Annotated in this window: 23 protein-coding genes; 3 read left to right on the top strand and 20 right to left on the bottom strand. The window is 60.7% G+C overall.

Annotation, left to right across the window (positions count from 1 at the left end; genetic code table 11):
* Positions 1-76 precede the first annotated feature (76 nt).
* Genes hrcA through dnaJ form a run of 3 tightly spaced genes read left to right on the top strand, consistent with a single transcriptional unit; the run spans position 77 to position 2,796 of the window.
* Entirely contained in the window at positions 77-1,114 is a 1,038-nt protein-coding gene (gene hrcA, locus NZ951_05245; GenBank protein MCS7207327.1) for a heat-inducible transcriptional repressor HrcA, read from the top strand.
* A gap of 29 nt (positions 1,115-1,143) precedes the next feature.
* A complete protein-coding gene (locus NZ951_05240; protein ID MCS7207326.1) occupies positions 1,144-1,683 on the top strand; it encodes a nucleotide exchange factor GrpE in 540 nt (179 codons plus the stop codon).
* Between the two features lie 42 nt (positions 1,684-1,725).
* Positions 1,726-2,796, top strand: coding sequence for a molecular chaperone DnaJ (dnaJ, locus tag NZ951_05235; protein ID MCS7207325.1), 1,071 nt, complete (start codon positions 1,726-1,728; stop codon positions 2,794-2,796).
* Positions 2,797-2,808: 12 nt separating this feature from the next.
* On the opposite strand, the gene NZ951_05230 is transcribed toward dnaJ, so the two are convergent.
* The 20 genes from NZ951_05230 to NZ951_05135 all read right to left on the bottom strand — a co-directional run bounded on the left by NZ951_05230 (position 2,809) and on the right by NZ951_05135 (position 24,834).
* Positions 2,809-3,369: a Uma2 family endonuclease gene (locus tag NZ951_05230; protein ID MCS7207324.1), complete on the bottom strand. Its 561-nt coding sequence runs from the start codon at positions 3,367-3,369 to the stop codon at positions 2,809-2,811.
* A gap of 19 nt (positions 3,370-3,388) precedes the next feature.
* Positions 3,389-3,949 carry a Uma2 family endonuclease gene (locus tag NZ951_05225; protein MCS7207323.1) on the bottom strand — a complete coding sequence of 187 codons (561 nt, stop codon included), beginning with the start codon at positions 3,947-3,949 and terminating at the stop codon, positions 3,389-3,391.
* A gap of 19 nt (positions 3,950-3,968) precedes the next feature.
* The gene (locus NZ951_05220; protein ID MCS7207322.1) at positions 3,969-4,892 is read right to left on the bottom strand and encodes an NAD-dependent epimerase/dehydratase family protein; all 924 of its coding nucleotides are present in this window, start codon (positions 4,890-4,892) and stop codon (positions 3,969-3,971) included.
* Between the two features lie 7 nt (positions 4,893-4,899).
* A complete protein-coding gene (locus NZ951_05215; protein MCS7207321.1) occupies positions 4,900-5,889 on the bottom strand; it encodes an NAD-dependent epimerase/dehydratase family protein in 990 nt (329 codons plus the stop codon).
* Between the two features lie 181 nt (positions 5,890-6,070).
* The gene (locus NZ951_05210; protein ID MCS7207320.1) at positions 6,071-7,690 is read right to left on the bottom strand and encodes a polysaccharide biosynthesis tyrosine autokinase; all 1,620 of its coding nucleotides are present in this window, start codon (positions 7,688-7,690) and stop codon (positions 6,071-6,073) included.
* 92 nt (positions 7,691-7,782) lie between these two features.
* Positions 7,783-9,237: a polysaccharide biosynthesis protein gene (locus NZ951_05205; GenBank protein MCS7207319.1), complete on the bottom strand. Its 1,455-nt coding sequence runs from the start codon at positions 9,235-9,237 to the stop codon at positions 7,783-7,785.
* On the bottom strand, positions 9,234-10,301 hold the full coding sequence (locus tag NZ951_05200; GenBank protein ID MCS7207318.1) for a glycosyltransferase family 2 protein: 1,068 nt from the start codon (positions 10,299-10,301) through the stop codon (positions 9,234-9,236). The genes NZ951_05205 and NZ951_05200 overlap by 4 nt, the downstream gene beginning before the upstream one ends.
* A 41-nt stretch (positions 10,302-10,342) precedes the next feature.
* Complete coding sequence (locus tag NZ951_05195) at positions 10,343-11,149, bottom strand: class I SAM-dependent methyltransferase (protein MCS7207317.1); 807 nt, start codon at positions 11,147-11,149, stop codon at positions 10,343-10,345.
* Positions 11,112-12,230 carry a DegT/DnrJ/EryC1/StrS family aminotransferase gene (locus tag NZ951_05190; protein MCS7207316.1) on the bottom strand — a complete coding sequence of 373 codons (1,119 nt, stop codon included), beginning with the start codon at positions 12,228-12,230 and terminating at the stop codon, positions 11,112-11,114. Before NZ951_05190 ends, NZ951_05195 begins: the two co-directional genes overlap by 38 nt.
* A 10-nt stretch (positions 12,231-12,240) precedes the next feature.
* Positions 12,241-13,227: an alpha-ketoacid dehydrogenase subunit beta gene (locus NZ951_05185; protein ID MCS7207315.1), complete on the bottom strand. Its 987-nt coding sequence runs from the start codon at positions 13,225-13,227 to the stop codon at positions 12,241-12,243.
* Between the two features lies 1 nt (position 13,228).
* Entirely contained in the window at positions 13,229-14,218 is a 990-nt protein-coding gene (locus NZ951_05180) for a thiamine pyrophosphate-dependent dehydrogenase E1 component subunit alpha (protein ID MCS7207314.1), read from the bottom strand.
* A 2-nt stretch (positions 14,219-14,220) separates the two neighbouring features.
* Positions 14,221-14,835 carry a sugar transferase gene (locus NZ951_05175; protein MCS7207313.1) on the bottom strand — a complete coding sequence of 205 codons (615 nt, stop codon included), beginning with the start codon at positions 14,833-14,835 and terminating at the stop codon, positions 14,221-14,223.
* Positions 14,828-16,150, bottom strand: a complete 1,323-nt coding sequence (locus tag NZ951_05170) for a hypothetical protein (protein ID MCS7207312.1) — start codon at positions 16,148-16,150, stop codon at positions 14,828-14,830. The genes NZ951_05175 and NZ951_05170 overlap by 8 nt, the downstream gene beginning before the upstream one ends.
* A 1,721-nt stretch (positions 16,151-17,871) precedes the next feature.
* A complete protein-coding gene (locus tag NZ951_05165) occupies positions 17,872-19,137 on the bottom strand; it encodes a glycosyltransferase family 4 protein (protein ID MCS7207311.1) in 1,266 nt (421 codons plus the stop codon).
* Between the two features lie 13 nt (positions 19,138-19,150).
* Entirely contained in the window at positions 19,151-20,173 is a 1,023-nt protein-coding gene (locus NZ951_05160; protein ID MCS7207310.1) for an FkbM family methyltransferase, read from the bottom strand.
* Complete coding sequence (locus NZ951_05155; GenBank protein ID MCS7207309.1) at positions 20,151-21,287, bottom strand: glycosyltransferase family 4 protein; 1,137 nt, start codon at positions 21,285-21,287, stop codon at positions 20,151-20,153. Before NZ951_05155 ends, NZ951_05160 begins: the two co-directional genes overlap by 23 nt.
* Positions 21,284-22,288 carry a glycosyltransferase gene (locus NZ951_05150; GenBank protein MCS7207308.1) on the bottom strand — a complete coding sequence of 335 codons (1,005 nt, stop codon included), beginning with the start codon at positions 22,286-22,288 and terminating at the stop codon, positions 21,284-21,286. Before NZ951_05150 ends, NZ951_05155 begins: the two co-directional genes overlap by 4 nt.
* A 33-nt stretch (positions 22,289-22,321) precedes the next feature.
* Positions 22,322-22,570, bottom strand: a complete 249-nt coding sequence (locus NZ951_05145) for a hypothetical protein (GenBank protein MCS7207307.1) — start codon at positions 22,568-22,570, stop codon at positions 22,322-22,324.
* A 57-nt stretch (positions 22,571-22,627) separates the two neighbouring features.
* On the bottom strand, positions 22,628-23,500 hold the full coding sequence (locus NZ951_05140; protein MCS7207306.1) for a glycosyltransferase: 873 nt from the start codon (positions 23,498-23,500) through the stop codon (positions 22,628-22,630).
* Positions 23,501-23,922: 422 nt separating this feature from the next.
* Positions 23,923-24,834 carry a hypothetical protein gene (locus NZ951_05135; GenBank protein MCS7207305.1) on the bottom strand — a complete coding sequence of 304 codons (912 nt, stop codon included), beginning with the start codon at positions 24,832-24,834 and terminating at the stop codon, positions 23,923-23,925.
* Positions 24,835-24,971: the final 137 nt, after the last annotated feature.

The raw sequence follows: 24,971 nt of genomic DNA, 5'->3' as shown, positions 1-24,971 counted from the left end.
CAGCGTGTGGCCCTCGCCTTGACATGCCCTTCTCCCAGTGTTAGAGTGCCCTCAGAAGGGGGTGTGGGATAGGGCTATGTCTGCGGTGTTTACTCCTCGCCGTCGGGCGGTGCTGAAGGCCATTGTGCAGACCTATATTGCCGTAGGCCAGCCGGTGCCTTCGGAGGCCATCGTGCGTCAGCACGGCTTGGGGGTCAGCCCGGCGACGGTGCGCAACGAGATGGCGGTGTTGGAGGAGGAGGGGTATATCCGTCGCCCCCATCCCTCGGCAGGGGGTGTGCCGTCTCCCCGAGGCTACCGCTACTATGTGGAGTATCTCGCAGAGCCGGCGGAGTTGTCCGAGAGTGTCAAGACCCGCCTGCGCAAGCGTTTCACCGCCGCTGACAGGGATGTGGAGGTGTGGGCGCGCTTGGCGGCCGAGAGTTTGGCCGATTTGTTGCGCGGCTTGGCGGTGAGCATCCTCCCGCGGGTGAAGCCGGTGCGTTTACGCCATCTGGACCTGGTAGCGCTGGAGGACTTGGTGGCCCTGCTGGTGGTGGTGCTGGAGGATGCCGAGGTTCGCAAGGAACTGTTCCCCCTGGAGCAGCCCGTTGCCCCCCACACTTTGGAGCAGGTGGCGTCACGCCTGACAGCCCTGATAAGCGGACGGGGACGCCAGGAAATTGCCCTGCTTGTGGGACGCCTCTCCCCCTTTGAGCGCCGAGTTATCCGTGCAGTTTTGCGCATTCTGAAGCGGGCCGAGGCCGACGACGCGGTGGAATGGGCCACGGAGGGGTTGGCGTACCTGTTAAGCCATCCCGATGTGGCCAGCCTGTCCCAGGTGCGGAGCCTGGTAAGGATGGTGGAGGGGGGGCGCTTAACCCAGACTATCCTTTCTCTGGCGCCGGAGAGGGGGATGCGGCTGGTCATCGGCGACGAGAACCCCGAGGATGCCCTCCATCCCTTCAGCGTGGTGGTGGCCCCGTATGGGACGCCCTCCGCATCCCAGGGTTACCTGGCCCTGGTGGCTCCTATGCGTCTGGCCTATCCCCAGGCAGTGGCCGGGGTGGGCTACATCGCCACCCTTTTGACCGAGTTGGTGGCCTCCCTGCACCCCAAGCCCTCGTGGAGTTGACGGTTGCATCCGTTGCCCGGAGGGATGGTGTGGAGAACCCCACTCCGAGTGGTGCTCCCCAGGCCCTGGAGCAGGAGGTGGCCGAGCTGCGTGCGCGGACGGAGCGCCTGCTGGCCAACTGGCAGCGGGCCGAAGCTGACCTGGCCAACTACCGCCGCCAGGTGGAGCAGGAGCGGCGGGAACTGCTTAAGTTTGCGTCTGCGGGTATCGTTTTGGATCTCCTGGCGGTGGTGGACGACTTGGAGCGGGCATTGGGCGCCCTTCCCCCCGCCTTGCGCGCTTTCACCTGGATAGAGGGGATATATCTGATCTACCGACGCCTGGTGGCGGTGCTCCAGGCGCACGGGGTGGCAGAGGTGGAGGCGGAGGGGAAGCCTTTTGACCCCTCGTGCCATCAGGCCCTGCGGGAGGTGGAGGGGGAGCCGGGGAAGGTGGTCCAGGTGGTCCAGCGGGGGTATCGCCTGCACGGGCGCCTGTTGCGCCCGGCTCTGGTGCTGGTGGGGGCAGGGAAGCCGCCCCCGCCCCATGCCTCTGCGGGGGAGCCACCACCCCCGCCACAGGGGGGATAAACCCCTCGCCCCGAAGGGCTATAATAACCCCTGGGAAGACCTATGGCCACCACCAAGCGGGATTACTACGAGGTGCTGGGTGTGCCCCGGGACGCTACGGAGGAGGATATCCGTAAGGCGTTCCGCCGGCTAGCCCTGGAGTGGCACCCCGACCGCAATAAAGACCCCCAGGCCGCCGAGCGCTTCAAGGAGATCAACGAGGCCTATCAGGTGCTCAGTGACCCCCAGCAGAGGGCCCTCTATGACCGCTACGGGCATATGGGATTAGAGGGGACGATGGCCCGGGGGTTTGAAGGTGTGGATATTACGGGGGGCTTGGGGGATATCTTTGAGGCCTTCTTCGGGGGGCTGGGGGTGCGGGAGCGGGCGGGGCCGGCGCGGGGGGCAGACCTGTCCGCTCACCTGACCCTGTCCTTTGCGGAGGCGGCTTTCGGTGCGGAGAAAGAGGTGAGCGTAACCCGTCTTGAGGTGTGTTCGGCGTGTCAGGGGAGTCGGTGTGCCCCGGGCACGCGCCCAGCCCCGTGTGCCAACTGTCGGGGGACGGGCCAGGTGCGCCGTTCCTATGCCAGTATCTTTGGACAGTTTGTGCAGGTGGTCACCTGTGGCACCTGCGGGGGGGAAGGGAAGGTTATCCCCTCCCCGTGTGGGGAGTGTCGTGGGCAGGGGGTGGTGCGGCAGAAGCGCACCCTGCGGGTGCGCATCCCCGCCGGGGTGGAGAACGGGATGCAGGTGCGTTTGGCCGGGGAGGGCAACGCGGGCAGGAACGGGGGACGGGCAGGGGATCTCTACATAACGGTCGAGGTGGAGCCGCATCCTCTGTTCCGACGGGAGGGGAACGACCTGGCTGTGGAGGTGGGGATCACGATCCCTCAGGCGGTATTGGGGGGTGTTGTGGAGGTGCCTCTGCTGGACGGGGGTAAGGAAAAAGTTACCATTCCGCCGGGCACCGCCCACGGGACTACGCTACGCATCAAGGGGAAAGGGGTGCCCGATGTGCACGGCGGACGGCGCGGCGACCTGGTGGTGCATATCCAGGTGCAGATTCCCAAGAAGGTAAGCCCCAGGGCGAAGCGCTTGTTGGAGGACTTGGACAAGGCGCTGCGCGAGGGGTAGCAGGCGGGGGGATCAGCCGAGGATGTCCTCTATGGCGAGGGAGATCTGGGGGAGTAGGAGGGGGGAGAGGGTCTGGCCGCGACGGAGGGTGCAAGTCTCCTGGTAGCCCTGGGGGGAGGGGGAGCGGTAGACCTCTACGGTGTCGCTGGCGAGGTTGACGAGCCACACTTCGGGGATGCCGGCACGGGCGTAGAGGGGGAGTTTGACCTCCCTGTCGTAGGGGAGGGAGGCGTCGGCTACCTCCACCAGGAGGAGGACATCGGGGGGCTGGGGGTGGGCGGAGGCGTAGAAGTCGGGGCGGGGGCGAAGCAGAACCAGGTCGGGCTGGGGCTCGGAGTAGGCTCCCAGGTCAATAGGGTCCTGCACACCCACGATGGCCTGTGTGCCCACATGACGCGTCAGCAGGGCGTTGAGGCGTTTGACTGCTGCGGCGTGGCGGCTGCCGATAGGGGCCATCACTATGATCTCCCCGTCCAGGAGTTCTACCCGGTCGTCCTCGCCCAGGATACCCGCTTGGGCGAGGCGATGGTATTCCTCTACGGTGAAGCGCCGCCGTTTGACCTGGACCGCCACGGCATACCCCCCTGTCGCCTTACCCCAGGATGTCCTCTACGGCTACGGAGACCTGGGGGAGGAGATGCGGGGAGAGGCGCTGGCCGCGGGGGAGGGTGTGGGCGTCCTCGTAGCCCTGGGGGGAGGGGGAGCGGTAGACCTCTACGGTGTCGCTGGCGAGGTTGACGAGCCACACTTCGGGGATGCCGGCACGGGCGTAGAGGGGGAGTTTGACCTCCCGGTCGTAGGGGAGGGAGGCGTCGGCTACCTCCACCAGGAGGAGGACATCGGGGGGCTGGGGGTGGGCGGAGGCGTAGAAGTCGGGGCGGGGGCGCAGGAGGGCGATGTCGGGCTGGGGTTCCGAGTAGAGGCTGAGGCGCACGGGGTTTTGGACGGCGACCACAGCCTGCCGCCTCACCAGAGCCGAGAAGAGGGCGTTGAGGCGATTCACTGCTGCGGCGTGGCGGCTGCTGATAGGGGCCATCACCAGGATCTCCCCGTCCAGGAGTTCTACGCGGTCGTCCTCGCCCAGGATACCCGCTTGGGCGAGGCGATGGTATTCGTCCACGGTGAAACGCAGCCGTTGGACCTGAACCGCCACAGCACACCACCTGTCCCTATTATAGACGCCCCGTGCGGAAGAAGTGGACGGTACGCTCCAGGCCCTGTTCCAGGTCGGTTTGGGGTGTCCAGCCTAGACCGTTTTGGGCCTTGCGCACATCCAGCCGGATTTTGTAGACCTCCCCAGGGCGTGGGGGGGCATAGCGCGGGGGGCGCTGATAGCCGGTGAGGCGCGCCAGATGCTGGAAGAGGGCGTTGACGCTGGTGCCCGTGCCCGTGCCGATGTTATACACCTCGCTCACCCTTTGGCGTAAGGCCAGGATGTTGGATTCCACCACATCTTCCACATACACGAAGTCCCGCTCCTGGGTGCCGTCGCCGTAGATGACCACCTCCTGTCCGTCCAGCATGCGTCGAGAGAAGATGGCCACCACGCCCGCTTCGCCGTAGGGGTCCTGGCGGGGACCATAGACATTACTGTAGCGCAGGGCGGTATAGGTGAAGCCGGTGAGGGCACGGAATAAGGGGAGGTAGACCTCTACCGCATACTTGCTGGCTCCGTAGGCGGAAAGGGGGACAATCGGGTGGGTCTCGGGACAGGGGAGGTACTGGGGCTCGCCATAAACGGCGCCGCCAGTGGAACTGTAGATGAAACGCTCCACACCGAAGCGCCGACACAGGGCGAGGAGGTTCAGGGAGCCGAGGATGTTAGCCGACGCATCCTCCACAGGGTCCTCCAGGGATCTCACTACACTCACCTGGGCAGCTAGGTGGAAGACTACTTGGGGGCGATGGGCCTGGAAGACCTCCTCAAGGCGGGGGGAGCGGATGTCGAGGGGATAAAAAGAGGCGTCGGGATGCACATATTCCCGACGCCCTGTGGAGAGGTTGTCCACCACAGCCACCTGGAAGCCTTCCCGCACGAGGCGGTCCACCAGGTGGGAGCCGATGAAACCTGCGCCCCCGGTTACCAGGGCACGCATGGCAGGATTAGGCGCGGACAGGTAAGGTGGGAATGCGTCCGGCCTTACGCAGGTGATCTTCTATCCAGCGGTAGGTGTGCTCCAGCCCCACCTCCAGGGGGATGGACGGTTCCCACCCCAGGACCTGGCGCAAGCGGGTGTTATCGCTGTTGCGTCCGCGCACGCCTTGGGGCTTGGAGAGGTCGTAGCGCTTACGCAGGCGCTTGCCGGCGATGGCGCAGACGATATCCACCAATTCGTCTATGGTTACTAGGCGGTCGGTGCCCAAATTCAGGGGATGGGGATAATCGGAGCGCATGATACGGTAGATGCCCTCCACGCAGTCGTCCACATACATGAAGGAACGGGTCTGCTTGCCGTCGCCCCACACCTCAATTTCCCCGCCATCGGGGGCAAGGGCGACCTTGCGGCAGATGGCAGCGGGGGCCTTTTCCCGTCCTCCTTCATAAGTGCCCAAGGGGCCGTAGACATTGTGGAAGCGGACGATGCGTGTCTGGAGACCAAAGTCCTCGCGATAGTATTGGCACAGTTTTTCGGCGAACAGTTTCTCCCACCCGTAGCCCTCTTCAGGGTCGGCGGGATATGCATCCTCCTCCTTGAGGGGCGTAACGTCGGGGGTTTTTTGCAAATATTGGGGATACACGCAGGCGGAACTGGAGAAGAGGAAGCGGGAGACGCCGTTGAGCCGGCTGGCTTCCAGCATATGGGCGTTGATGAGGGTGTTGTTGCGGGCCACTTCGGCGTGGTAGGCAGTAATGTAGCCTATGCCCCCCATATCGGCAGCCAGGTGATAGACCTCCTCTATGCCTCGGGTGGCGATGAGGCAACTATCCCAGCGGCGCAGGTCTAAGATTTCGAACTGGTGCGCAGGGGAGGGTTCGAACTCCGGGGGTTTGATGTCTACGGCGCGCACCCAGTAGCCCTTACTCACTAAGAGTTTGACCAGGTGGTGCCCGATGAAACCGCCGGCGCCGGTTACCAGGACACGCGTTGGCACAATCGCACCTCCTGACCCTTGTCAATGGTTTGCATCAGGATGAAGGGGGGAACGGTGCAAGGAGAGCATACAAACGCTCCCATGGGAAAGACGCGGAGAAGGGCTGCGAGATGGACTGGGGTGTGTGCCCGGTAGGGCGGCGTGGGGCGCTGTAGTGGAGATTAGCCTCAAAGCAACGCCTTTAAGAGGTGCGCCGGGAGGAGCGATGTTTCCGCCCCATGCCCAGGGCCTTTTGCAGGCGGGCGAACACGCCCTTGGGGCGTGGGGAAAGGCCATCCCCATCCGTCCCGTAGCCGTAGTAGCCGTAGTGGTAGTAATAGTAGTAGCCGTAGCGGTAGCCATAGCCGTAGTAGCGGAAGCGGGGGACCGAGAAACCGTTGAGGATGGCCCCGAGCACGGGTGTCCCCGTCTGGCGGATGGCCCGATAGGCTTGGAGCAGGGCCTCCCGCACGGTAACACGGGGGTTAGCCACCAGTAGGACGCCGTCGGCGAAGCGGGCCAGGCGCAGGGCATCGGAGACGGGGATGACAGGGGGGGCATCTATCAGCACCATGTCGGCCAGGCTCTCCAGGGCCTGAAAGACCTGCTGGGCGCGGGGCAGGGAGAGGAGTTCGGCGGGGTTGGGGGGCGTAGGCCCCGCGGGAAGGAGGCGGAGGCGTTCTATCCCCGTCTCCTGCACGAGGGAGGCGGGAGCCAGGTTTGCATCGGCCAGGAGATTGGAGAGACCCCGTTCGTTAGAGATGCCGAACCAGCGGTGCAGGTCGGTGTGGCGTAGGTCGGCGTCCACAAGGAGCACCCGCAGGCCGGCCTGGGCAAAGGCCACCGCCAGGTTAACGGCGGTGGTGCTCTTCCCCTCGTTGGCGGTGGGGCTGGTGATGAGGAGGGTCTTGGCGTTGGGGTGCGCGGCCAGGGCGAACTGGGTGTTGGCCTGCACCTGGCGGTAGGACTCGGCCAGGGTGGACTTGGGGCGGTCGCGCCCCCAAATGGGGCGGGAGCCGTACTCTTTTTCTTTCCAGAGAAAGACAGTGCCTAATACGGGGACACCCAAAAGGGCCTCAACCTCTTCGGGGGTGCGCACCTTGTTGTTGAGGGCTTCCATAGCGAAGGCTCCGACGATACCCAGAAGGGCTCCTAAGAGCACGGCGAGGCTTGTGAGGCGTCCCGTGGCGGGGGCCACAGGTCGACGGGGGGGGAGGGCCGGCTCAATCACCATAAGGGTGCCCATGGCCAGCAGTTGCGCCTGGGCCAAAGAGGAGGGGTCGCCTACCCCTTGCGACTGGGCGGCTGCCTGAAGGCGGGCGATGTGGGCGAGGCGATCCTCCTGGGTCTTGGTGATGAACACATCGGCCAGGATGTTGGCGAGGCGGGCTGCCTCCTGGGGGTTGGAATCCCGCACGGAGATGCGCAAGATTTGGCTGCCCGGGCGGGCGCTGACCCGCACCTTGCCGGCTAGGGCGTCCGGGCCATAGGGGAGTTGGGCCTGCTCCACTACCCGTTGCAGCACGGGACGGGTGGTTACCAGGTCGCGGTAGACGCCCGCCAACTGGGCGCTCGTAACCAGGTCGCCAGAGGTTACTAGGGGAGAGGGGGAGGCCTGCTGCACCAGAACCAGGGAGGTGGCCTGATAGATGGGGGTCTGACGGGAGAGGAAGAGGAAGGTAAGCACGCCCGCCAGAACGGGTGGGATAAGGATGACCCACCACCAGTTGATGACGACGGTGATGATGCGCCGGAGGAGGGACCGCACCTCCTCTTCGGGGGATGCTTCACGGGGGAGCACTTGGGGTGTGGGCTCGGTCATGGGTTGCTCCTTAAAAACACTTTACTATACCACACGGGGCTGCAGTGTGCCAGCGTCCCTTGCCCAAAGGAGGGTCTGTAACACAGGCGCAATCAAGGGGTGGCAACTTGTGGGGATGCAGGCTGGTAGGATGGCACCAGCTGTTTCAGGGCGTCCTGAATGGCAGGGTAGTCCCGTTCGCGTGCTGTCTGGAAAAGCGCTTCCAGGAGATGCGCGAAGTGGGGCGGGGGTTGAGGGGAAGAGACACGCAAGATTTTCGGATGGGGGGAGGGGCTGACCCGTTCCTCGGCCGACCACAGCTCCTCGTGCAGTTTCTCTCCGGGACGGGGGCCGATGAAGACGATTTCTATGTCTATTCCCGGTTCCAGCCCCGATAGGCGAATGAGGTCGTGGGCCAGATCCACGATGCGGACAGGCTCACCCATATCCAGCACATACAGGGCGCCGTTCTCTGCCAAGCCTCCCGCCTGCACCACCAGTTGGGCAGCCTCGGAGGTGGTCATAAAGTAGCGGGTCATCTGCGGGTGGGTGATGGTAACGGGGCCTCCACGACGAATCTGTTTCTGAAAGTGGGGCACCACGCTCCCCCGACTGCCCAGCACATTCCCAAAGCGCACGGAGACGAAGGCCTGTCCCTCCTGGGCGCGACGAGATAGCCAGGCGACGACCATCTCGGCTACCCGTTTGGTGGCTCCCATAACCGAGGTGGGGTTGACGGCCTTATCGGTGGAGATGTTGACGAAGCGCTCCACGCCATAGCGCAGGGCCAACTCGGCGACGATGTGTGTGCCCCGCACATTGTTGAACACGGCCTCATCGGGGTTGTGCTCCATCAGGGGCACATGCTTGTGGGCCGCGGCGTGGAACACCACCGCCGGACGATAGACGCGGAACAGGTGCTCCATGCGTTCCTGGTCGCGCACATCGGCCACCAAGAGGCGATTGGGGAGGTGAGGCCAACGGAAGGAGATCTCCTCCTCCAGGGTGAACAGGCTGTTTTCGCCGTGTCCCACCAGGAGCACTTGCCGCGGCTGGAAGGGCACAATTTCCCGCAGGATTTGACTGCCGATGGATCCTCCTGCCCCGGTAATGAGCACGACCCGTCCCTGCAGGTAGCTCGCAATGGTTGCCAAGTCCAGATGCACCGGCTCGCGGCGCAGCAGGTCCTCCAGTTCCACATTGCGGATGGGGGAAACCTCTACGCGTCCCGTCAGGATATCGTAGGTGCCGGGGAGGATGCGATAGCCCAATCCCACGCCTTGGGCCAGGTGCACAATGGTGCGCACGACCCGCCCGGGTGCCGAGGGCATGGCGATGAGCACCTCGTCGGCTGCCACCTGACGGGCAACGGTGGGGAGGGCGTCTATTGGCCCCAGCACCGGCAGGCCGGCGATGGTCTGGTTCTGCTTGAGGGGGTCGTCGTCCAGAAAGCCGACGGGCACCAGGCCGCCTTCGGGGTGGCGGAGCATCTCCCGCGCGGCGCGGGACCCGGCCTCCCCCGCCCCGGCGATGAGCACACGGCGTTTGGAGACGTTGGGGGACGTCATCTTTCGCTTTGTCGGCGCCCCAGCCAGGTGCGCCAAAACTCCACAGAGGCCACCGCCCGCCCCAGGCCGGCGATGGAGCCTAAAGCATAGCCGGCGTGCCGTATGGCGAAGGCCAGGGGCAGGGCCACTACATAGCCCGCCCGCTTCTCCCGCAGGGCGGTGCGCACGGCGACGGTCAGGGAGATGGCGGCATACCCCCCCAGCATAAGGGCGGGGAGCACGCCCAGAAGAGGACGCCACACCCCCAAGGCTACCAGCCCCAGGAACAGGGTCAAGAGGCCGATGGGGGCATAGTGGCGGGGGCGTAAGGCAGTCCCGAACCGCAAGGGGTAGGTGGCCCAGAAGCCGTCGGAGAGGTTATGCCGCAAAAACTTCCCCAAGGTGGTGTCGGAACGGTAGTAGCCCACCGCCGCAGGCACTAACAGGATTTTCCCACCCTGGCGCAGGAGCCGTCGGTTGAAGTCAATGTCGGAACTGCGGGTCAAATCTTCGCGGAAGAGGCCAATGCGCTCAAAGACCTCCCGTCGGTAGCACCCGAAGGCGGCGGTGTCGGCCCAGCGGGGTCCGGGGGAGCCGACACGGAAGAAGCTGTTCAGGCTTCCGAAGGGGTGCATCAGGGCGCGGGCGATGGCATGGGCCGTGAGGGTGTTGGCCCCAGGGGTGTGAACGAGGCGTCCCCCGGCGTTATCTGCACCATACTCCAGGAGGGCCTCCACACACCGGCGAATGTAGTCGGGGGCATAGGTGGAGTGGGCGTCCATCTTCATGATCACCTCGCCCCGGGCGGAGCGAATGCCGATGTTCATGGCGGAGGGAATGATGCGTTTGGGGTTGTCCAGCAAGCGGATGAAGGGGTAACGACGGGCGTAGTCCTGCACGATGGCGCGGGTGCGGTCGGTGCTCTGCCCGTCCACCACCAGCACCTCTAGGCGCTCCTTGGGGTAGTCGTTGGCGACGATAGAGTCCAGACAGTCGGCGATATGACGCTCCTCGTTGCGGCAAGGGATGATGGCGGAGACGTAAGGGAGGCTCTTCAGTGGGGTAGTTGGCTGGGGGTGACTCATGGATTCAGTAGCAGTGGCCACCGGCATTGCGTGGGTATTGTTTACGATAAACGCGCGAGGGCGTAAAGCACCTTGTAGTGCGGAGTGGGCCCCACAGGCGCAAGGGGGACCAGGTCGGCTACAGGGGCATCTTTGTCCGAGACCTCGTTGGGGAAGGGCACCAACTTGCCATAAACGATGCGTTTGAGGATCTCCCGCGCCTTCAGGGAGCCAGGGATGAGGTTGACGGTGGAGGCCGCTTTGCGGGCCAGGTTGATAAGGCCTTCCCGTTTCCCTTCAGCGGCGGGAAAAGCTCCGAACACCTGGACGGCAAAGCCGTGTGCCTGCAGGAGGTCAACCAGTTCACGTGCCGAATAGTAGCGGACGCTCAAGGGACTGGGGACGAAGCCGGGGCGCTCCCGATTGGCGGAGCACACTAGAAGCATACCTCCAGGGCGCAGGACACGTCGCGTCTCTTTGAGGAAGGCGTCGGGGCGCGCCAGGTAGTAGATGGCTTCGTAGAGGATGACCAGGTCAAAACTGGCGTCGCGAAAGGGGAGGGCGTGGGCGTCCAATTGCACCAGGGGCACACGGCCTTTGTAATAGGCCTGAGCCTGTCGGAGGAGGGGGCGAGTGAAGTCGCCCCCCACCAGGCGCTTGGCTACCTTGCCCAGCCATCCCAGCCCCATCCCCGCCCCGCAGGCCACCTCCAATACCTCTTTGCCCTGGGCGTGGCGCGCCGCCACGGCGTAGCGGGTTACGAGCATGGAAAGGGCCTCCGGCGTGCTCCTAAGGCCGGGGCGCTCGGTAACGGGGGTGTAGTCGGCGGGCTTAGCGCCCGTAGAAGGCGCGGATGCTTTGGGCGACATACTCCACCTGTTGGTCGGTCAGTTCGGGGTGCATGGGGAGCATCAGCACGCGCCGGAACACGGCGTCGGTCTTGGGGAGGGCGTAGTGGGAAAGGCCCAAGGCCTTGAAGTGGTGCACCGCTTTCCCTCCCCAGGGGAGCATCACCTCTATCCCCTGGGCCTTGAGGTGCTCCACCAGGGCATCGCGCCGCTCAGCCTCTATCTCGTAGTTCTGGAATACATCAAAGAAGGGTCCCTCCTCCACAGGGGGCGGGGGCAGGTGCACCTGGGGGAGATCAGCCAAACGCTGGTGATACAGGCGGGCCAGTTCCCGCCGGCGGCGAATCCACTCGGGAACCCACTTCAACTTGAGGTCTAGGATGGCGGCGTGGAGGTTGTCCAGTCGGCTATTGAAGGAGAAGAGGGCCACATCCCCATCCTCGGTGCGCCCGTGGTTGCGGAGCCAGCGCACCTTCTGGGCGATCTGGGGGTCGTTGGTTACGACGGCGCCGGCGTCGCCAAAGGCCCCCAGGATTTTTGCGGGGTAGAAACTGAAGCATCCGGCGATGCCAAAGGAGCCGGCCTTGCGTCCCTTATAGGATGCTCCCAAAGCTTGGGCGGCGTCTTCAATGACCAGTAGATTGTGGCGCTGGGCGATGGCCATCAGGGCGTCCATCGCACACAGGCGCCCGTTGAGGTGGACGGGGATAATGGCCTTAGTGCGGGGGGTAATAGCCCGCTCCACCTTGCCCACATCCATGTTGTGGTCGTCGCCGATGTCCACCAGGACGGGGGTAGCGCCGGCGTGGTGGATGGCAGCGGCCGTGGCCACAAAGGTGTGGGAGACGGTGATAACCTCGTCGCCTGGACCGATGCCCGCAGCCCGTAGGGAGAGATGAAGGGCATCGGTGCCGCTGTTGACGCCAATGGCGTAGCGGGTGCCCACGAACTGAGCCAGGTGCGCCTCAAAAGCCTCCACGTGCTTGCGGAGGATAAGGTCGCCCCCCGCCAGCACCTGACGGATGGTCTCCATAATCTCGCCCTCCATCTTGCGGAAGGCGGTGGGGTAGTCAATGTAGGGCACTTTCCAGGGCGTGGGCATGCCAGCCTCCTTAGCGGTGTGCGTTCCCGCAGGCGCGGGTTACGGTGTCTACGATGTGGGCTGCGCGGGGGTAGTAGGCCTCCTCCAAGGTCCGGGAGGTGGGGGCGGGGAGGTCAGGGAGGGCCAGGCGCAGGGGCGGCGCTTTCAGGACAGCCCAGGCCTCCTCGGCCACTGTGGCCACAATCTCTGCCGAGACACCCCCCGTGCGCCACCCGCTGTCGGCCACTACCAGGCGTCCCGTCTTGCGCACGGAGGCGAGCACCAACTCCTTATCCCAGGGTTTGACGGAGCGCAGGTCAATGAGTTCTACAGAGATACCCTGCTGTTCCAGGAGGGGCAAGGCCTTTTGCGCCTCCACAACCATATAGGAGAGGGCGACCAGGGTGACATCCTGTCCTTCGTGGCGAATAATGCCCTTTCCGATGGGGACGGTATATGGCTCCTCGGGGACGGGCCCTCGCTCTTTATAGAGCCAGCGGTCGTCAATGTAGACGATGGGGTTGCCATCCTGCACGCTAGCCATGAGGAGGCCTTTGGCGTCGTAGGGTGTGGCGGGCATGAGCACCTTCAGGCCGGGAATGTGGGCGAAGAGGGCCTGCAGGGCTTGGGAATGCTGGGCACCCTGCTCGCCCCCGCGGTTGATGATGGCGCGAATGACCAGGGGCACACCCGCCTGGCCCCCGAACACATAGCACCAGTTGGCGGCCTGGTTGATGATCTGTTCCACCCCTTTGAGGAGGAAGTCCATGCGGGGGTGAATGAGGATGGTGGGCATGCCGGCCAGGGCGGCACCGATAGCGATACCGTTGGTGCCCTGCTCGGAGACAGGGGGGTCGATGATACGGCGGGTGCCGAACTGCTTATCCAGGTCGCGCATGCTGTCGCCCACATACCAGGGGTTGGTTACCCCCTGCCCGATCACCAACAGGCGGGGGTTGGTGGCCAGCATCTGGGCGAAGGCTTCGCGAATGGCTTCGGCGTAGGTGAGGGTGCGCATGTCAGGGGGTTTTCCTGTCTGTGAAGAGGTGGGCGGGCAGTTCCACCGGGTCCGGGAAGGGGCTGTGGCGTGCGAAGGCCACGGCGTCTTCCACCTCGTGCACGGCTTGGGCGTAGATGGTGTCCCGTTCCTGGGGGGTCAGGAGGCCCTGCTGCAGCAGGGCGGTCTCCAGGCGATGGATAGGGCAGCGGGCCATCCACGCCTCCACCTCCTTTTGGGGGCGGATGTTTTTGTCCAAATCCCAGTGGGGGCCCACGTGTCCCCGCCAGCGGTAGGTGTTGCACACCAACAGGGTGGGGCCCAGGCCCGCGCGGGCGCGCTGGACGGCCTCGTGGGCGGCAGTATAGACGGCCACCACATCGTTGCCGTCCACGGCGACGCCAGGGATGGCGTGGGCGAGGGCGTGGCGGGTGAGGTCTTGGGTAGGCTGGCGGGCGTGCAAGGGCATATGGGTGGAGTAGAAGTTGTTCTCGCAGACGAACAGCACGGGGAGTTTCCAAAGGGCGGCGAAGTTCAGGGATTCGTGGAATTCGCCCTCCTCGGTGGCGCCGTCGCCGAAGAAGGAGACCGCCACCCGTCCCTGCTCCAAGAGGGTAGAGGCCAAAGCGGAGCCGACGGCTATAGGGATGGTGGCGGCGACCATGGGCACTGACCCTAAAAAGCCCACTTCCCGGGCGATAAGGTGCATCGAGCCGCCCCGTCCGTAGGCGCATCCTGTTTTCTTGCCGAACATTTCGGCCATCAGGGCGCGCATGGAGCCGCCCTTTGCCAGGAAGTGGCCGTGGGAGCGATGGGTGCCCAGGATGTAGTCCGAGCGGTCCAGGGCGGCGCACACTCCGGTGGCGATGGCCTCCTGGCCGATGTACAGGTGCGTGGGACAGCGAATCTCCCCCCGGAGGAGCAGGTCGGCGGTGCGCTCCTCAAAGATGCGGATGCGCACCATGGTGCGCAACAGGTGCACCAGAAGGAAGGGAGGGAAAGTGGTTCCCACGGCTACCGCTTCAGGGGTTTGGTGGCCACCGACCACACGGTCAGGGCGAGGATTTTCAGGTCTGTCCACAGGGAACGCTCTCGCACATATTTGAGTTGGAGGCGTATCTTTTCGGGGCGAATCTTCTCCTGGTAGGCCTTTTCGGGGTCAGGCTCCTTGGCCAGGATGGCCCCCTCGTCGATGTCCCACAGGGAGGCCCAGTCGGTCATGCCGGGCTTGACGGAGAGGATGGCGCGCTCTTCGGGGGTGAACATCTCCACATACTGGGGCACTTCGGGGCGTGGGCCTACAAGGCTCATCTCGCCTTTGAGGACATTGAGGAGTTGGGGGAGTTCGTCCAGTTTGGTTTTGCGCAGGAATTTGCCGACGCGGGTGATGCGGGGGTCGGTGTCGGCGACGGAGGGGCCGCCCAGGCGTTCGGCGTTGACGACCATACTGCGGAACTTAAAGATGCGGAAGGGGCGTCCGTGCTGGCCGATGCGCAGGCCGCGGTAGAAGACGGGGCCCGGGGAGTCCAGTTTGATGGCGATGGCGATGAGAAGGAAGAGGGGGGCGGTAAGGGTCAGGCCAGCCAGGGCGACGAAGAGGTCTAGGAGGCGTTTGGTGAAGTTATACATGGGACGGTGTCGGGGCTGGGGTGGGGATTTCTTGGGGCTGTGTCCGGAGAACCTTGCCTTGCTCTCTTTCCCAGCGGCGTTTGGCCCACCAGAGGGCGAGGGCGAGGATGAGGTAGGCTTGAGTAAGAGCGTTGTAGACGAATGGGCCAATGTTAAGAAGAAAGTAAAACGTTACAGCCACTACTATGGCAAATGCAGCTGCATTTCCTTCATGCAAGCGACGGTAGGCCCATCCGGCTATTAAACCTAACAACAACATCAGAACTAAAGCACCGCCAAAGCCGAAGTCGAGGATAGGATACTTGAAAAGAGTTGCCGTGTTGGCGGATATACCTGGCGCTATCTCTATATTCTCATAGCGGGCGGGAAGGTCCGAGTAGGTACCCCATCGGCCCTGCAAGAGGCGGATAGGACCGTCGAAAAAGTACCGTCCCCAGGTGAGCGATGGCGGGTTGGCCCAGCCCTCGTCAAACCACACGGTGAAAGTGAAGGCCCAGCTTTGGGCTTGGGTGTGCAGGGCGGGCCAGGCCTTGAACACTGCGCCCTGAATCCCTTCTACGCGCCACACGGTAGCCAGGAGCTCCACCCTTCCCTGGGCGTAGGGATACTCCGTCCGACCATAGCGCTGGCGGGTGGCAAAGGTAGCCCCAAGGAAAGTGATGCCCGCAAGCGCCAGAAGAAGAGCAGTGCGAGCGAGGGAAATTCCTATACCTCTTTTTCCGACCATCGCCTGCATATACACAAATCCGAGGAACCAATAGAGGTTATTGATGACGTTAGCTGTGCGGGAACTACTCAAAGTGGCGAGAGCGAGCCCCAGGAGAAGGGGCAAGAGCGCTACTATTCGCTGGCGCAAGGTGGTAGCGGAGGCGAATAAGCATCCGCCCACTATCATGCTTGCTGCAGGAGTGCCGTGAAGCAAACGGAAGGGGAGAGAACGCTCGGCAACTGTGGGCGGGAGGACGAACAAAAGCAACACAATGAACACAACAGCCAAACCCATCAAGATCCATAGGATGGGCTCAAGAGAAGAAAAAGCTTGTGGCGGAACAGCAGGCGAGTCCCCGCGACGTTTCCGCACCAATAGAAGAGCCAATCCGCATCCTATACAGAAGGTCAAGATGTTTATACCGATCCACCACAATCCGCCGGTGGGCATCCACTGGTAATCGGGGACCAAGGCAGAGACGGTAACGAAGACGGCCCATGCCAGAGCCGCCAGGGCTCCGGGTGCCAGCCAACTGCCGAAGGCGAAACGGGCCCCGAAGGCCAAGACCCACATAAACACAACAGGGGGTATCAAGTGGCTACTCACCTTGCCTCCTGTACACAACAAGGACAATGGTACCTTGACCTTGGCTTAAAAGTTCCCACAGTCTCGGCCGTGGTCGTCCTAACTTTAAAACTCCTGTCTCCGAATAATGGAGGGCGGTTCCTGGGGGAAAAATCTCATCGATCGCAGTACCCTCTTTAAGGACGAGGTAGTCGGGCTTCCAATCTGCCAGTGCTCTCTTATATTCCTCCCAACGTATAGTCTCATCCGGTTGCGACAAGATGAGCCCGAATCGAAAGAGACGAAAGTCACACCCCATTCCCAATATCGCGAAGTACACAAGGGGGTCGCCGGCAACGGTGCATGGTGGTGTGAGATGACTCTTTAAAGCCCTTTGCAGGTAGGCATCGGATCGGCTTTCCCGTTGGAGGAGCGCCGTGCTGAGGCGTCCGAGAGGCGCAATCAAGAGAGCGGTAGCAACACAACAGATCAGTATGAACGAAAGAAGCGGCTTTGTCAACGATATTCTCCGCAGGATATAAACTATCAGACTTGCTGCCGAGATGGCGAATAATGGAAGGACATAAACAGCGGGAACAGGCGGGAGGAGAAGGGGAAGACATGGCAAAAACATGACGGGGAGTATGAGCCCAGAAGGACTGCGCAGCGACAGAGGGGAGAAAGCAAATATAAGGCCTCCGATGATAACGGGGTAGGCTACAAAGAAAATGCGGAGATTTTCTGATAAAGTATCACCGAAATACCAACGGCTTTGTGTCAGCGGGGTTGCCCCAAAAGCGTGAGGGATGAACTGGACGCGGAAGGCCTCGGGAGCGGATATGATATAGGCAAGCCATCCTATTGCTGGAAGAATTGCCCCGGAGAGGAAACAGGCTCCCATTTGCAATCGTCTGCGCAGTTCCCCAAACTCTTGCATAGCAAGAACGGACAGTCCTACGCCCATCGCCGGAAACACCGCCCGAGGCCCAGTTAACACTGCCAGGCCCCCCAGAACACCAGATGCGCCCACAAGGAGGTGCTGCCGAGGGAAGTGGGAGCCGGTTTTTCTGGCGTGAAGGAGAACGAGCAGACTTCCCATCACGAAAGTCATGGCCAGGACATCAGTGCGCGCCAAGCGTGATGCTAATGTCCACAAGGAGTCTCCCCAAAGCAAGGCGCCGGCCACAAGACCCACAAGGGCAGAGCCTGTCAGACGGCGGCTTGCCCAGTAGACCGTGGCTATGGACAGGGCACCGAGAATGACGCTGGGTATGCGCGACTGCCAAATGCCAAAGCCGAATAACTTATATATTGCTGTCAGCATGAGGGGATACACGGGGGGATAAATAAAAAAGTGCGTGTCCAAGTACATTGTGCCTGACAGAGCAGGGGCAGCGAAGCGTCCGAAAAAGGCCAGTTCTCGAGCGGCGCTGGTGTTTGGTGTCTCATCCCAGTACACCATAGGTGAGGAATCCAATCCTATGAGGTGAAGGGCCAAGAAGGACAAAGCGAGCACCCAAGGCACGGCCGGATGCCCTGCCCAGAGCTCGAGGCGCTCGATCAATCTATGCGACATGCGGGGCGTTCCTGTATATGTCATTGCTATCAAGTCTCGGATTAGGCTGTTGCGATGAAGAAACTATCAAGTGCGACGGCGGAACAAGTCTTTTGGATGCACAAATCAGCATTACAAGGTTCGATAAGGATAGCATACACATTACACCGAAGCGCAAACATACGCAACCCTCCGGTGATCACATCACCTAACGGCCAGAGTAGAACCGCAAAACGAGCCTTTCCAGTGAAGTGCCGCGAATAAGATTGCGGGCCGTGCGTCGCAGACTGCCGTATCCTATAGAGCGGAGGAAATCGTCAAAGCGTCTGCGAGGGCTGGGGGCGTTTTCCCCCGTCCACGCGCGGCGGGCTATCGCTTCCCAGTCAGCCGCCAAAAGGTTATAGTCGGCGAAGGGGCGTGCCCAAGAGGGTGCTGCGGCGGCCATCGTGTCTCGTAAGGGCTTGTTGCGCAAAAGGGTGATGATCGCCTCGGCCAGGGCTTTGGGGTCAGCGCGATTCACTAACAGCCCCGTTCTGCCGTCCGCCACCACTTCGGGGAGGGCTCCCCGTTTGGCTCCCACAACGGGGGCTCCGGCAGATTGGGCTTCCACAGCGGCGCGGCTGAAAGTGTCGAAGGAGCCCCGCCAGTTACAATTCACCACCGCGACAGTCGCCCCTTTCATTTCACTATAGATTTGCGGCAGAGAGAGCGTTCCCAAAAGGGATATTCCCCACCTCTGGCGGCGTTCTGGTGTTCCCAGCAACTCGCTGAACTCCTCTTCCACATCCCGATCCAGGACCCCTGCGGGCCCCAGGGGTGCGTGCGGGTCGTGCATGCGTGCGGAACCACATATACGCAGACGGGCATCGGGGCATCCTTTGCGCACAAAGGGCCAGGCGCGCAGCAAGTTGTGCACTCCTTTCGTGCGACGAGGAACGGGACAGAAAAGGACAACATTGTGGCCGTTGGTGCGCGCCGGGGCCTTTTCCATCAAATCTAAATCTACCCCGCTATAGGTCATCTCCACAGCTTGAAAACCCGGATAGATGCGATAGCGCTCCCGATCGTAATGGCTAAGACAAACTATGCGGGCGATGTTCCCCTTTTGCAGTTCTTTCAGCCAACGCGTGTCGAAGGGGTTGTTGGCCCATACGACGATGGGACAGGGCGGGTTTTGGCGAATGACGCGCCATAAAGCCCTGTCGGGGAAGTGATTGAGCACCACCACGGAGGGGGCAGCGGGAGAACAGCCCTGACAAAGGGTGTGCACATGCTCCAGGCCCGCTATGGCGCGCACACCACCCAGGACGCCGTTGTGCACATTCCCGATAAGGTAGACTTCGTTCCCCCGCGACGCAAGCCAAAAGAGGATACGCAAGTGCGCCACGGAGCCGGCGAAACCGTGTGTGCCGTTCCAGAGGGCCTCTAAGGTGAATGGCCCGTGCGGCTGGTGATGCACAAAAATGAACTTCATAGAGATAGTTCCCTTATATACGACCCGAGTTTGGCCGGCAAAAAATCATGTTTTCTAGCGTATCATTTTTCGAAATAAGATTCTCAAGAAATTGTAAGTCGACTTTTTCAACATTGCCAAAGGGATTAAGACGGTAGGGCTGGAAACCCAACGCGACCAGGCTCTGAACAGCAAGTTTAGTAAAATGCTCAAAGGGTTGACCACCGTGCACCTCCATCGCAATGATAGGTGCATTTTCTCTGAGGTATTTTTGCCCACCCTCTATGACGAGTTGTTCAGCACCTTCCACATCCATCTTGATTATAGTCGGCGAACGGTGTTTTTGGACATATTCATCAAGAGTAGTCAGTTGAACCGGAATTTGAGCGCGGCGAAGCCGGCGCTTCACGGCTAATTCTTGCCTCAGAGAGCCAGCACCGCTATGATTTGAAGGCATGAATAACATCCCTTGGCCACTTTTATTCGTCAAGGCACAATTGTTGAGAATCACATGGGGATAGTGACAGTTGCGCTTGAGCCAATAGAAAACGCGTTCGTTAGGTTCGAAAGCGTGGATCTCACCTTCTGTGATCAACTCAGCTGCCAAAAAAGTGTAAAAACCGTAACTGGCGCCGATGTCGTAAAATACATCCCTGGGCGTGAGCATTTTTATAAAAAACCTGGTAAGGCCTAACTCGGGTCCATCGGGAGCATAACACCCCCAACACACCGTGAGCGCCCAAAGAAAAACTGCGTCCAGATCCTTGTTGGGGAGATACAGTTTGGATCCCCAAAAAGTTTTTCCTTTCAATACCCTTGAGGGCCAGGCCCACCGCAGGGGAGGGGATGTAGCAGCGATCTCCAGATAGCGTAAGCGATAATTGATCAGCCTATTGAGGCGCGACTTGATCCTCAAGAATCCCCTGTCGGATGAATTCAGGCGTGCAGTAACAAGTTCAATAGCGGGGTCGGACACTGCTTTATGGAGCATACTGAGTAATTGCAGCCGATGCGACTCTGTGCTCTTCACATCGTTATACTTTTCGTGCGACAGCATCCTCGAGCACCTTCAACATTTTTTGTGCCTGCGCCTCCGGGGTGAACTCCTGGAGTGCCCGCTCCCGCCCCCGCTGCCCCAAGCGTTCCCGCAGGGCAGGGTTGTCCAGCAGAAGCGTGAGGGCGCGGATGATCTCCCCCGGGTTGTGGGCATCCACCAGCAGACCCGTTTCCCCGTCCCGCACCACATCGGCCACGCCCCCACTGCGCCCGGCGATGACCGGCTTCCCGCACAGCCCCGCCTCCACAAAGGAGATGCCGAACCCCTCCACATCTCCCTTGTCCTCCAGGGATGGGGAAATGTAAATTTCAGCCCGTTGGTAGAGTTGCCACACCTCCTCCCGAGGGATGAAGCCGATAAAGCGCACCTGCTCTTCTAGGCCGTACTGGCTGACGAGGCGCTGCAGTTCGGCTCGATATTCGCCATCGCCCGTGATGACATACACCAGGTCTGGATAGCGGTCTTTGAGGGCACGGAGAGCCTCCAGCACTTGGGCGTGGCCTTTGCGCTTCACCAGGCGGGCGACAGTCAGAAGGACGCGTTTGCCCCGGAGATTGAACTTTTCGTCCACGAGACGGCTATCAGGTTCCGGGGGGTTTGTAGACACAATAGGGGGGTGCACGACATACACGTGTTCGGCAGGAATTCCCAAACTGACCACAAGTCTGTGTGTGAAGGTGCTGTTGGCCGCTACCGCTATGGCGTTGCGGAACACCCGGAGCATAAGGGGGTGCAAAGGCCCGCGCCGGTGGCGAAGGATTTCGGTGCCGTGGGCCATCACGAGGTAGGGGATACCCCGTAGACGACGGATGATCAGAGCAGCCACGCCGTCGTGGGTCCATGACAGGGCCAGAAGCCGATGAGGATGCCATCGTCGGCAGATGCCCAGGGAGGCCAGGGTGAGGGGCAAAATCTTCACTCCCTTTTTGTCCCAGCGGGGGGCGGTGCGTGTGAGGGGAAACCCTTCCGCATCCGTGTGGCCCCGAGGGGGAGCAGTGGTGAGGACCCATACCTCTACGCCGATCTGGTGCAGCCCCCGAGCCAGGCCGTAGGCTGCCATAGCCCCGCCGCCGGGCTTGGGGGGGAAGTCGTTGGAGATGAACAGCACCCTCACCCCAAGGCCTCCAAAACGGCACGCATGCGGTCGGTGTGGGTATAGGGCGAACGCAGGCAGCGTTCCCGGCCTGCCCGAGCGATGCGCAGGCGTTCCTCCTCGTGGGTGAGGTAGTAGCGCGCCTTCTCCACTAGTTCTTCAGCAGAGGAAAAAAACACGGCCTCTTTGTCCTCTGCGAAGTAGCGCAGGTGGTCTTCGGTGCGTTCGGCCAATAGGAAAGCCCCCACGGCGGGGATTTCAAAGGTGCGGGAGGCCGACTGGTTGTGGTTCCACTTGGAGAGCAGTCCTAAGCAGATTTTGGACGCCCCCAGCACCTTGACATACTCCTCGCCATAAACGGGTGGGCCGAGAACGCCCCGGGGGAAGGAGTGAGCCCGTCGCCATCCCGGGCCCCACACGCGCACCGCAACCCCCGCTTGATGCAGGGCGGAGAGCATCTTTTCGTAGTGGGGCTCCCAATGTCCCACGAACACCACATCGGAGCCATACCGTTGGCGCTCCTCCGATGTGAGATTGGGCGGACGGTGCAAAGAGGGGTCGTAGCCGAATTCGGTGATAACAATTTTTTGTGCCCCCCGCTTTTCCAGCTCGGGGATGACCAGGCGATTGGTGATCACATGAGCGTGATAGAAGGGGACGGCAGGGAAGAAATGCCGATAGAGGTAGCGGCGATAGCCGAAAAACTCGCTGGTGTAGTGGACTACTTTTGCCCCTGTTGCTCTCAAAGCGCGGATGGTCTTCGGCCAGAGGGAGATACCCATATCCACATAGATGAGTTCTGGTTTTGTCTCGCGGGCCAGGCGTAAGAGGTCTCGGTTGTAGGCCCAAATACCTGGTCCAATGAGTGCGTGGTTTTGGGCTTTGCGCAGGAGCGGATGCCCCTTGTCAAAATAGATCGCCTGGTCTAGACCGACAACCTGATGGCCCAAATCCAGGAGGGCGCGGCGCCGGGCTTCCGTCAAACTGCCCGGACGGAAGGGACCGGTATAGAGGATGCGCATGCGTCTAGGCCAAACAAGGAAAAGTATCAGCCTTCAGTGGTTGATGAAAAGTGAAAAGGCGCTAGAACGCTGACATTTCCATATGGGCGTGTAACCGGTCAGTTCCAGTCCCAGGCGCACCCGCAGTGGGCGCAAGACCCGTAGAGTAAAGCGCAAGGGGGCGTAGATGGGGCTGAGCCACGGGTAAAACATGGGCAGGTTGTAGATGCGCCGCCATATGCCGGGGCTGGTATGAAGCGGCAAAAGACACAGGAAAAGTTTACTGCACAGACGCGGCCACATATTGCGTGGAAAATATTGTCACTTTCCAGATGTGTTAATTATTTTTTCCGACGAATTTTATAAAAGTCCCGCGAGGCTAAAAGCTCTTTCGAAGCGGGCTTCATAAGTATGGTCCCGCCGGGCACGGGCGTGCCCTGCACGGCGGATTTTGTCCGCTTCGTCAGGGTGGGCTAATAGCCAACGAATTTTCCTGGCACAATCGGCAGGGTCATCAAAAACCAGGATTTCTTTACCCACATCATAAACGCGATGGATATAGGGGTTATTAAGGGTCAGATAAAGGCCACCGGACATGGGCACTTCAAAATCGCGGGTTTTGATCTGACGAATAAGGAGGGACTGTCCAGTGGCTGAAAAACCGAGGTTGATGCGGCTCTGGGAGAAAACTCTGGGGAGATCAGACCAGGGTAATGGGCCATTCTCCCAGCCTGATCCGAAAGTGGTGACGTGAACTCCCTCTTTTCGCAAATGCTGAATGAACCATCGGCGCCAAGCGAATGCGTGTCCAACGAAAGAGACATCATAAATGAAAGGTGCATCGAAAGGGCGGAATATCTCTGGGTCTGCGGCCCCGGGGGAAAACATCGCCAAGCCTCCATACAGAAGGTATCTAGGAACGATATCCGGATTAGACGTCAGAATGAGGTCGACTGCTGAAGTACAATCGACAGGATAAAAATTTTTTGTATATGAACCGGGACGTGGCCAATGGAAAATATCGTCGAAGTTGATCAAAAAAGTTATGATGTTAGGGCACCTTTGAGTGAGTTCACGCAAAACGGTCGGGCTGACAGCATAAGCGACCACAGCGTCAATAGGCTGAGAAACAATTGCTTCCTGGAAAGTTTCCAAAACGGCGCGACGCATACGGGAGAAACTGGACGTCCAATTCAGGTCGTTATCGTTCAATCCTGCACGCTGCCAATCCACACTCGTGACGCGACCGAACCTCCGTAAGGTGTTTATCGTTGTGTGCTTAAATGAGGGATCAGGGGTTATCAGAAAGATATGCAAGTCTCCTTTTCTTTTAGGAGTGACACGCCCCCCCCGAGCGGCAACACGTTGGGCAACGGCCTCCTGCAGGGCTGAGTCTGAAAGCTCCACAATTCCTTTGCGCTTACATTCGGCTTGGTACGCCGCAGAAACTTTCTTTTCTCGCCAATCTGCTAGAATACCGTTCAAGCGTACATAAGCTCTGTGAAGGTGATGCCAGCGCCTAACGGTATCTCGGACTGTGAGCTTGATTCGATAAAAAGATCCCAACAATCGTTCTACCTCAAGCAGGATGAGCAAGTGTTTTGAAGCTCAATTTTTTTCCAAAGTAGCAAGAGTTTCCGAGTAATGGTCTTTCCTCACAGGAGTGTTGATAACGTCAGTCTCAAACGTAGGCGCAAGGGGCGCGAGGTACGCAGGGCAAAGTACAAGGGTCCGTAGACGGGTCGAAGCCACGGGTAAAACACGGGCAAAGTGTAGAAACGCCGCCAAAGGTACTTCAGACCTATCGCGGGACGAATACCTTGCTGTGTAAGAATATGTGTTGCATCTAGTGTGATAAACTCCACATACATCTTTTTGGTCAATTCAAGGTTTTTTTGGGCTTCGGGGCCCTCCCATACCCATTTGGCCCCAAGTTCGTAGGGATGATCCTGATGGAACGCCGGCACAAGAGCACCGCCATCTACTACAGGGATTTTTAACAAGCGGGCACGCCATATGATCCATCCTAAACGCCAAACACGCCCGACCGCCATAGGGGGAATGTTGTGCTCCAAACCCTTTGGGAAAACAATGAAATCTACAGCATCCAGGTCTGGTCCAAATTTTTTAGCCATTGCAAGAAGATCAGCGTCCCATCCGGGTTGAGAAAAGTCTATAAAACTGTGCACTTGCACGGGCAGGCGTGGGCCAGTGAAAACAAATGGTTTTCTCAGGGAACTGAGAGTATGAATCGCGTTCATGAAATCCTGGGTGAAGATCATATCGGCGTTAGAAAAACAGAGAATAGAATGTGTTGCCAATCGCTCTGCTTGTCGGAACAAATCATCCCCTAAAGGCGTCCCGTACTCATTGCGTTCTACTTGAGGAATATGACGGATACCCAACTCTTGCGCGATCTCCGTTGTTCCCTCTTCATCGCCGAAGAGGAGAATTTCTGGACGCGGGCGGAGAAGTGTCCAACTGCGCAGGGCATTGGTCTGAATGATTTTCCGGTGGCCCCGGAAGGGGGCGCAGGTGGTGAACATGGTGAGCATGGTGAAGAGCATCCTCCTTCTTACTCACTTTTCACCACGGTGAGTTTTTGTAGGGCGGACGCGCCACACGAACCGCCTCGGGATCTCTGAGATCGCACCAAGAAAGGCATACGGTTTTTCGTAGAAGGCGGCACGTGTCCCATCTGAGC

This window comes from Dehalococcoidia bacterium, from assembly GCA_025060295.1.
GTDB lineage: Bacteria > Chloroflexota > Dehalococcoidia > Lucifugimonadales > HRBIN23 > HRBIN23.
The sequence above is the reverse complement of the archived record's forward strand: the minus strand, read 5'-3'. Positions and strand labels throughout refer to the sequence as shown.

Bases quoted from the DNA above. Each gene is read 5' to 3' on its own strand.
- hrcA (MCS7207327.1), top strand. From the start codon at position 77: ATGTCTGCGGTGTTTACTCCTCGCCGTCGGGCGGTGCTGAAGGCCATT.
- dnaJ (MCS7207325.1), top strand. From the start codon at position 1,726: ATGGCCACCACCAAGCGGGATTACTACGAGGTGCTGGGTGTGCCCCGG.
- NZ951_05220 (MCS7207322.1), bottom strand. From the start codon at position 4,892: ATGCGTGCCCTGGTAACCGGGGGCGCAGGTTTCATCGGCTCCCACCTG.
- NZ951_05210 (MCS7207320.1), bottom strand. From the start codon at position 7,690: ATGACCGAGCCCACACCCCAAGTGCTCCCCCGTGAAGCATCCCCCGAA.
- NZ951_05205 (MCS7207319.1), bottom strand. From the start codon at position 9,237: ATGACGTCCCCCAACGTCTCCAAACGCCGTGTGCTCATCGCCGGGGCG.
- NZ951_05200 (MCS7207318.1), bottom strand. From the start codon at position 10,301: ATGAGTCACCCCCAGCCAACTACCCCACTGAAGAGCCTCCCTTACGTC.
- NZ951_05195 (MCS7207317.1), bottom strand. From the start codon at position 11,149: ATGTCGCCCAAAGCATCCGCGCCTTCTACGGGCGCTAAGCCCGCCGAC.
- NZ951_05190 (MCS7207316.1), bottom strand. From the start codon at position 12,230: ATGCCCACGCCCTGGAAAGTGCCCTACATTGACTACCCCACCGCCTTC.
- NZ951_05185 (MCS7207315.1), bottom strand. From the start codon at position 13,227: ATGCGCACCCTCACCTACGCCGAAGCCATTCGCGAAGCCTTCGCCCAG.
- NZ951_05175 (MCS7207313.1), bottom strand. From the start codon at position 14,835: ATGTATAACTTCACCAAACGCCTCCTAGACCTCTTCGTCGCCCTGGCT.
- NZ951_05165 (MCS7207311.1), bottom strand. From the start codon at position 19,137: ATGAAGTTCATTTTTGTGCATCACCAGCCGCACGGGCCATTCACCTTA.
- NZ951_05160 (MCS7207310.1), bottom strand. From the start codon at position 20,173: ATGCTGTCGCACGAAAAGTATAACGATGTGAAGAGCACAGAGTCGCAT.
- NZ951_05150 (MCS7207308.1), bottom strand. From the start codon at position 22,288: ATGCGCATCCTCTATACCGGTCCCTTCCGTCCGGGCAGTTTGACGGAA.
- NZ951_05145 (MCS7207307.1), bottom strand. From the start codon at position 22,570: ATGTGGCCGCGTCTGTGCAGTAAACTTTTCCTGTGTCTTTTGCCGCTT.
- NZ951_05135 (MCS7207305.1), bottom strand. From the start codon at position 24,834: ATGCTCTTCACCATGCTCACCATGTTCACCACCTGCGCCCCCTTCCGG.